This window comes from Desmonostoc vinosum (assembly GCF_059505385.1).
The window spans coordinates 1-8794 of record NZ_JCACKM010000221.1; the positions used below are offsets into that span (position 1 = coordinate 1).

Genomic DNA, 8794 nt, shown 5'->3' on the forward strand with positions numbered 1-8794 from the left:
TGGGGAGTGGGGAGTGGGGAGTGGGGAGTGGGGAGTGGGGAGTGGGGAGTGGGGCGTGGGGAGTGGGGAGTGGGGAGTGGGGAATTGTCATTGGTCATTTACGCCTAATGTGAATTAAAAGCTTTAATCTCGTAGGGTGCGTTATGGAGGCAAGTCCCAATGCATCGAAGATCTGTGGGATGGCCGTCTCGCCCGTCGATGGAGGGCTTTCCGTCCCACCACACAAGAAAACTTATTACATCATTTTAGTCTTGACAGTTCACTACTACACTGCTACCCAGTCCCTAAAAACCAAGATCACTACCCTTACCTGCATGAACTAAGGCTAACTTTTGATAACGTTCAGCGTGTTCGATGAGTTCTGCGGCTTCGATTTGTGTGACTTGGCGTTGTACTTTGCCAGGAATACCAACTACAAGAGATAAAGGTGGTACATTTTTTGTGACCACAGCACCAGCACCAATAATGCTGCCTGCACCGACTCTCACACCGTCCAAAATTATTGCGCCAATGCCGATCAAACTTCCACGCTCAATGTGAGCAGAATGTATCACAGCACGATGCCCTACGGTAACATGATCTTCTAGTATTGTAGGTAAACCAGGATCGCCATGTAAAATTGCTCCATCCTGAATATTTGTACATTCGCCAATGTCAATGCGTTCCACATCTGCTCTCACTACGGCTCCATACCAAATGCTTGCTCCGGCTGCTATCTTCACAGAACCCACAACAACAGCATTGGCTGCAACAAAGGCGGCTTGAGAAAAATCGGGAGATATCCAGTAAGAAGCGTTAGACACGATAGAATATAAATATGGTACCCAGGAACACTGGAGAAACTCTAACCATGAAGGCTGGTCGCACAACCAGGATATCACAGTGTTAAGTCTCTAAAACGAGGAATACACTAGTGAAAAATGTTTCTGTTGCAACCAAGTGTTTGTGCAGCAGTGAGCAAGTAACCTCAAGTGGCGGAGCCGAAGTGTAAAATCCAACCCACTAGTGCTGCTAGTGAAGACAAAACTATGTTTGTACGCACTTCATGATGAATCCAGGCTTGCAGTACCCAATGTTTGGCCCTGAAATCCAGTGTCCTCACTGTCGGCAAACTATTCCGGCGCTGACATTAACGGATACCTATTTATGTCCACGTCATGGCGCATTTGAAGCGAATCCGAAAAATGGAGAATTAATCCATTTACAGTCAGGGCGTCATTGGCGAAGATGGAATGATGAATGGTATAGACAACATACTCACCCTGATGGTATTCGGTTTGAAATTCACGAAGCATTAGACAAGCTGTATACCCAAGGTTTTCGAGCAACACGAGTGATCATTGCTCGGCGCTATCAGGAATTAATGAGTGGCTACTTAGAACGCAGCACACCTTGGCGTTCTGGACAAGCTGAAACTACCTCAGCACGACTGTACGGCTTGCCTGTAGAGTTTAGTCCCGATTCCACAGAAGATTCTTGCTGGGAAGTCATTAATTTTGATTTGGAAAAGGAGCCTGGTGTGCCGGTGCGCTACCCTTATTTCAGGTTGTTTGAGTGATTGTCATTTGTCATTGGTTATTTGTCATTGATATTGGCAAAGGACAAATGACAAATGACTGAGGATAAATTATGCACCACGCTTCTATTCGTACCGCAAATATTCATCGAGCGATCGCCTTTTACGAACAGTTAGGCTTTGCAGTTTGTGAACGCTTCACTACAGGCTACACCCTAGCTTGCTGGATGGAGGGATTGATGGGCAGAATTGAACTGATTCAAATTCCCCAACCAAAACCAGCCCCAGACGCTTTTGCAGATGAACATTATGTAGGGTACTATCATCTTTCCTTCGATATAACGGAAATCACACCAGATTTACATAGTTGGTTGACAGATTTACAACAACGTGTATTGTCAGTAGTATCAAGTCAACCAGAACAATTACAACCACTCAAGATACTATTAGAACCAACACAGCAGCAAATAGGCGATCGCATTTACGAAGTCGCTTTCATTGCCGATGCTGATGGTTTACCCTTGGAATTTATTCGGGTTTTAGCCAAGCTTGCGTAATTGGGGGATGAGGGGGATGAGGGAGACGCGGGGATGAGGGGACGCGGGGACGCGGGGACGCGGAGAATAATCAATGACAAATGACAAATGACAATTCCCAATTCCCAATTCCCCAATCCCAATTCCCCAAATTCAAGCTGTAGTCATTACTATGAATGAATATGTAAGATAATTTACATACACATCTACCAAAGAAATGTCTGTATTTTCCTCCTGGTATCGATATCGTTTTACATTATTATTTTTAAGTCTCTGGTTGATAGCAGCGTTTTTACTGAGCGATCAACCTGCTAATGGTCAGCACGCAGCCAGATTTAGTAAGGAAAATTACCAGTCAAGCTTGTTAGCTAAAACAATAATGCCCTCAAAAGTGAGTGATAATGTCCGCAAGACAGTACTGGAGAATGGTTTGACTGTCTTAACAAAAGAAGTACATACTGCGCCAGTAGTGACGGTACAGGTGTGGTACAAAGTCGGCTCACGTAACGAGGAACCAGGAGTCAATGGTATTGCTCACCAGTTGGAACATATGATGTTTAAAGGCACTAAAGATCGTCCAATTCAATTTGGACGTTTGTTTAGTGCTTTAGGTAGTGACTCAAACGCTTTTACTAGTTATGACCAAACTGCATATTACGACACCGTAGAACGAAACAAACTAAATGCACTTTTGGTATTAGAAGCTGACAGAATGCAAAATTCTGTGATCGATGCACAGCAACTAGCTAGTGAGAAGCGGGTAGTAATTTCGGAGTTACAAGGCTACGAGAATAGTCCAGAGTATCGGCTCAGTCGCGCTGTGATGCAGGCAGTGTTTCCTAATCATGCTTACGGGTTGCCTGTGGGTGGTACCAAAGCTGATGTGGAAAAATTTCAGGTCGAGCAGGTACAGGAGTACTATTACAATTTTTATACTCCTGATAACGCTGTCTTAGTAATTGTCGGAGATTTTCAAACCGCAAAAACTTTGGAGAAAGTAAAAGAGACATTCGGGAAATTACCACACAGCCGCTTATGGGAAAATCCCACAACCAAACATAAAAAAAGTTTTTTACCCGACTCCCTTTTTCAAGCTAGCCAACACTCAACACTCAACAGTCCAATAGTATTACGGGAGCCGGGAGCAGGAGATTTGTTGCAGGTGGTGTATCCGCTGCCGAATGTAAATCACCCAGATTTGCCGACGTTAAATGTCATGGATTACATTTTGACAGAAGGACGAAACTCTCGACTTTATCAAGCATTAGTAGAATCAGGTTTAGTTAGTGATATAAACGCTGGTGTCATCAGTTTACGGGAATCTGGCTGGTATGAGTTATCGGCAACGGCTGCACCGAATCAAGATTTACAAACAATTAACTCAGCGCTGAGAAAAGCGATCGCCAACATGGCCCAAAAAGGAGTCACACTAGAAGAACTAGAACGAGCTAAGACTCAGTTAGCAGCTAGTGTAATTTTGAGTAACCGGGATATCGTGGGTCAAGCGATGCAGTTGGGTAATGATGAAACCACTGCTGATGATTATCGCTATACAGACCGCTATTTAGCAGCAATTCGCCAAGTGAAAACGACAGACGTTACTGCTGTCATCAAAAAATATTTAACAAATCAAGCACGTACAGTTGGTTATTTTGAACCAACCCAAAAGCAAACAAAAGTAGCTAGCAGCAAACCACACTCAGCACAGACGACAGAAAATTTCTCATCTAGCACTACCAGCTCGCCACAAGAAGTCATCCAATATTTACCACCCATAGATTCGGTGACAGAAACTGTTGCACGAGTCTTGCCAGAGCAATTCAAGTTTGCTAACGGGTTGCGAGTATTACTGTTGCCAGATGACAGCACTCCTACTATAACCTTGAGCGGTTACATTAAAGCAGGGGCAGAATTTGATCCGCAGAATAAAGCTGGACTGGCTTCGCTTGTAGCAGATAACTTAATGAGTGGTACTAATACTAAAGATAACTTAGCGATCGCTAAAGCTTTAGAAGACCGAGGAGCAAGTCTTGACTTTGAAGCATACCGCGAAGGTGTGCGTATTGAGGGTGATGGCTTAGCACAGGACTTGCCCATACTCATAAAGACATTAGCAGATGTTGTCAAAAATAGTACTTTTCCCAGAAGAGAGTTGGAAATGAATCGCCAACAAGCTCTAACCGACTTGCAACTGGAATTAGATGACCCATCAGAAGTAGCTAAAAGAACATTTATTCAATCGATTTATCCGAAAAAACACCCTCTACACACCTTTCCCACAGAGGAAAGCTTACAGCAAATTAAGCGTAAGGATGTAATTGCTTTCAAGGCAAAACATTACCGTCCAGACACAACAGTATTAACACTGGTAGGAGATTTTGAACCAGCAAAAGTGCGATCGCTCATCCAAACAGAATTGGGTAACTGGCCAGTTCATGGTCAGCCACCAACAGTAACATATCCCACAGTTGCGCCACCAGACAGAATGGTGCGTGTCAACCCAGTTTTACCAGGTAAAGCCCAAGCCGTCACTTTCATGGGTTACAAAGGTATTAATCGTCAAGATCCTCGATTTTATACAGCCTTAGTATTAAATCAAATTTTGGGAGGCGATACCTTATCAAGTAGGCTAGGTGCAGAAGTACGCGATCGCCAAGGTTTGAGCTATGGAATTTATAGCTACTTCCAAGCAGGCAAGAATGCAGGTACATTTTCCATTGAAATGCAAACAAGCCCAGAAGATGCAACTCAGGCGATCGCTAGCACCCGCCAGATGCTACAACAAATAAATCAACAGGGCGTTACAGCCTCTGAAGTCGAAACAGCCAAGCAAACCATTATCAGTAACTACAACGTTTCTCTGGCAAACCCTGAGGAATTAACAAATAAAATTCTGATGAATGAAGTATATGGATTTGATACCCTAGAATTAAATAATTTTACCCAAACAATCCAACAAATCACCCTCGCTCAAGTAAATCAAGCAGCCCGCGAGCTACTCCATCCAGATAAAATCATAGTTGTCACCGCCGGGCCAGCAGTGTTAGCAGACCAAAGTGCTGGGTATTAGGGACTGGGGGATTGGGGACGCGGAGACGCGGGGACGCGGAGACGCGATTCATCACGTCTCTACTGTTTGTTATTTCTCCCCCTGCCCCCTGCCCCCTGCCCCTACTCCCCACTCCCCACTCCCTACTCCCTACTCTTGAGGATAAATTCTGCTATCGCTAGGTCTTGAGGAGTGGTTACTTTTAAGTTGGTTTCTTCTCCTGGGACGATTTGGACTTCAATGCCGCACTTTTCAAACAAAGCAGCATCATCAGTAACCTCCCAGCCTCGACGCACGCCTTCAGCATGGCATTGTTTTAACAGTTTGACATCAAATCCTTGAGGAGTTTGTGCTGCCCAAAGTTGCCGCCGATCTGGCGTACTTTGAATTATGCCTTTTTCATTCACAACTTTAATCGTATCTTTGACAGGCACAGCAGCAATCAAGCCGGAACAATGGCGAATAGCTTCGGCACAAGAGTTGAGTAACTCAGCGGTGACGAGACATCTAGCTCCATCGTGAATCAATACTTGTTCTGCGTCTTTAGATAGCGCCTGCAAGCCGTTATAAACAGACTCTTGGCGAGTGGAGCCTCCAAGAATCAATTCTACTGGTTTAGTCAGTTTTAGCGACGCCAGAATTGTTTTAAATTCTGGCCAATCTGTAGGTTGGGAAATAATTCCTATCCAACTGATTGTACTTGCTGCTTCTGCGGCTAACAGAGTCCAAGCAAGAATAGATTGCGATCGCACTTCGAGCAGGAGTTTATTACGGTTACTCCCCATTCTTTTGCCGCTACCCGCAGCGGGAATTAGTAAATACACAGATTTAATTAGGGGACAAGGGACAGGGGATGAGGGGGATGAGGGGGATGAGGGGGATGAGGGGGATGAGGGGGATGAGGGAGAAACTTTCTCCGTGTCCCCGTGTCCCCGCGTCCTCTTCCCATTCCCAATTCCCAATTCCCCATTCCCTAATACCTATATTCCCCTAAAATAAGGAGCGAGTAAGCTTCAATAAATATTATGCGAGTAGTAGCCCTTGTCCCTGGGGGAATTAGTGACCAGATTCTCTTTTTTCCGACTATAGACGACCTGAAGCGCTATTACCCCAATGCTCAAATAGATGTCGTTGTAGAACCCCGGTCAAAATCTGCTTACCGGGTAAGCAAGTCAGTTCATGAAGTACTGATCTTTGACTACAAAGACCGCAATAGTCTGGCTGATTGGGGTAATTTGGTGGGCACAATTCGCGATCGCGAGTACGATGTTGCCATTGCTGTTGGACAAAGCTGGTTAGTAGGTCTTGTACTTTGGCTTACAGGAATTCCTACACGTATTGGCTATAAAGGCAAAGGCTCTGTTTTTCTCACCAATCCTGTATCGCCTAGCTCATCTCAATATACAGCTGCGGTGTACCATGAGTTGCTGCGACCATTGGGGATTGATACTCCTGCACCAGACCTAGCCATCAATTTACCAAAACCAGATCTGGAATGGGCACAAAAAGAACAGAAGCGTCTACAGGTACATGAAACAGGCTATGTTTTAATTTATTGCGGTTATAGCCATTTATCTAATCCTCAAAGTCTGGATACAATTTATCCTGTCGCTAATTGGTACGAAATTATACAAGACTTTGAACAAAAACAGCCGATTCTGCCTTTGGTATTGATCAAAGAACCTGACAATGAACAGATTGTGCGATCGCTCTTGGAGTATTCTGCCAATCTGAAGGTAACTTCTCCAAATAATATCGGACAGTTGGCTGCTATGATTGGCGGGGCAAATTTGATGTTGTCTACTAATAGCCCACCGCTTCACCTAAGTGTAGCAGTGCAGACCTATACTATCGCCTTATTCGGTTCCGCTGAACCAGCTAAGTTGTTACCAAAAAATGACAAATTCCTTGCTATTAAATCACCCACTGGCAAAATGGCTGATATTTCTCCCCAAATAGTCTTGGAAAAAATTTGGGGCGGTTAGGTTAGGGACTGGGCAAGAGGACACGGTGAGACAGCGCTGCAGGAGGGTTTCCCTCCGCAGGCGACTGCGTTAGCGAGCTTGCGAGCGTCACCCGAAGGGGGGACGCGGAGAAAATTTCTGTGCGTCTCTGTGTCCCCGCGTCGCTCAAAACGCGAAATCTCAAAAACCTGCCCATAAGAGCTACTCCCTACTCCCCAAATTGTTAAGTAATATTGCTAATTTTGCCATTCAGCTTAGTATAAATTTACAAAATTCAATTGAAAAATACAAATAATTAATGTAAAACCTGATATTAAGAGCCGGGAAAGTTTTCCCTTTTTTTCACACAGTCTCCCTGGGGAATATTGATTAGCAGCATTTCTGGTGTGGGGTCATTCAAGAGAATCCCGGTGATTAGGGAGAAGGTATTTGGCAAAAGTCTTTTAATTGAGGACTAGTAATTAGAGATTAGGTATTGGGTATTGGTAATCAACAAATTATTTCGTAGTGCCCAGTACCCAGTCCCCAGCCCCTAGTCCCAAATTTATCGTCACTAAAATTTATCATCATCATAGCCATGACCACAACTTTAGGAAGAAGCGAAAGCGGTACCCTATGGGAAAGGTTTTGTCAATGGATTACCAGCACCGATAATCGACTATACATTGGTTGGTTTGGTGTTTTAATGATTCCCTGCTTGTTGACCGCTACTATCTGTTTTGTGATTGCCTTTATTGCTGCTCCCCCAGTTGATATTGACGGCATTAGGGAACCAGTTTCAGGTTCGTTATTATACGGCAACAATATCATTACTGGTGCTGTTGTACCCACATCAAATGCTATTGGCTTGCACTTTTACCCTCTTTGGCAAGCAGCATCAATGGATGAGTGGCTTTACAATGGTGGGCCTTATCAACTAATCATTCTGCATTTTCTCATTGGTATCTTTTGCTGGCTAGGTCGGCAGTGGGAGTTAAGCTACCGTCTAGGAATGCGTCCCTGGATTTGCGTTGCTTACTCCGCACCTGTAGCTGCTGCGACTTCTGTTTTCTTAATTTATCCGATTGGTCAAGGTAGCTTTTCTGACGGAATGCCTTTAGGCATTAGCGGTACGTTTAACTTCATGCTTGTATTCCAAGCTGAGCATAACATCCTCATGCACCCCTTCCATCAATTCGGTGTGGCGGCGGTATTTGGTGGTTCGCTATTCTCTGCAATGCATGGTTCTTTGGTGTCTTCTTCCTTAGTGAGAGAGACAACTGAAGCGGAGTCTATTAACTATGGATACAAGTTTGGTCAAGAACAAGAAACCTACAGCATTGTTGCGGCTCATGGTTACTTTGGACGGTTAATCTGGCAATATGCCAGCTTTAACAATTCGCGTTCCTTACATTTCTTCTTGGCTGCTTGGCCTGTAGTTGGTATTTGGTTAACGTCATTGGGTATCAGTACAATGGCATTCAACCTCAATGGTTTTAATTTTAACCAATCAGTACTTGACTCTCAAGGTCGTGTAGTCAATACATGGGCAGATGTAATTAACCGTGCCAATCTGGGTATTGAAGTGATGCACGAGCGTAATGCTCATAACTTCCCGCTAGATTTGGCTACTGATAAGGCAGTTCCTGTAGCAATGAGCGCACCTGTACTTCATGGTTAGTTTTAGGTTGTAATTCCTTACAAAAACAGGGAGTAGGGAGTAGGGAGTAGGGATACAAAAACATTAAAA

7 protein-coding genes are annotated in these 8794 nt (G+C 44.3%); 5 read left to right on the top strand and 2 right to left on the bottom strand.

What is annotated here, in order from left to right:
- Window positions 1-284: 284 nt before the first annotated feature.
- Entirely contained in the window at window positions 285-803 is a 519-nt protein-coding gene (locus AC5JMF_RS25840) for a gamma carbonic anhydrase family protein (protein WP_495798565.1), read from the bottom strand.
- Window positions 804-1048: 245 nt separating this feature from the next.
- On the opposite strand from AC5JMF_RS25840, the gene AC5JMF_RS25845 reads away from it, so the two are divergent.
- The 3 genes from AC5JMF_RS25845 to AC5JMF_RS25855 all read left to right on the top strand — a co-directional run bounded on the left by AC5JMF_RS25845 (window position 1049) and on the right by AC5JMF_RS25855 (window position 5122).
- Entirely contained in the window at window positions 1049-1558 is a 510-nt protein-coding gene (locus tag AC5JMF_RS25845) for a TIGR02652 family protein (RefSeq protein WP_495798571.1), read from the top strand.
- A 71-nt stretch (window positions 1559-1629) separates the two neighbouring features.
- Complete coding sequence (locus tag AC5JMF_RS25850) at window positions 1630-2073, top strand: VOC family protein (protein ID WP_495798566.1); 444 nt, start codon at window positions 1630-1632, stop codon at window positions 2071-2073.
- Between the two features lie 196 nt (window positions 2074-2269).
- Window positions 2270-5122, top strand: a complete 2853-nt coding sequence (locus AC5JMF_RS25855; RefSeq protein WP_495798567.1) for a M16 family metallopeptidase — start codon at window positions 2270-2272, stop codon at window positions 5120-5122.
- A 122-nt stretch (window positions 5123-5244) separates the two neighbouring features.
- On the opposite strand, the gene ispD is transcribed toward AC5JMF_RS25855, so the two are convergent.
- A complete protein-coding gene (gene ispD, locus AC5JMF_RS25860) occupies window positions 5245-5925 on the bottom strand; it encodes a 2-C-methyl-D-erythritol 4-phosphate cytidylyltransferase (protein WP_495798568.1) in 681 nt (226 codons plus the stop codon).
- 201 nt (window positions 5926-6126) lie between these two features.
- On the opposite strand from ispD, the gene AC5JMF_RS25865 reads away from it, so the two are divergent.
- Together AC5JMF_RS25865 and psbA are read left to right on the top strand one after the other, a co-directional pair.
- Window positions 6127-7086 carry a glycosyltransferase family 9 protein gene (locus tag AC5JMF_RS25865; protein ID WP_495798569.1) on the top strand — a complete coding sequence of 320 codons (960 nt, stop codon included), beginning with the start codon at window positions 6127-6129 and terminating at the stop codon, window positions 7084-7086.
- 556 nt (window positions 7087-7642) lie between these two features.
- Window positions 7643-8725 carry a photosystem II q(b) protein gene (gene psbA / locus AC5JMF_RS25870; protein ID WP_495798570.1) on the top strand — a complete coding sequence of 361 codons (1083 nt, stop codon included), beginning with the start codon at window positions 7643-7645 and terminating at the stop codon, window positions 8723-8725.
- Window positions 8726-8794: the final 69 nt, after the last annotated feature.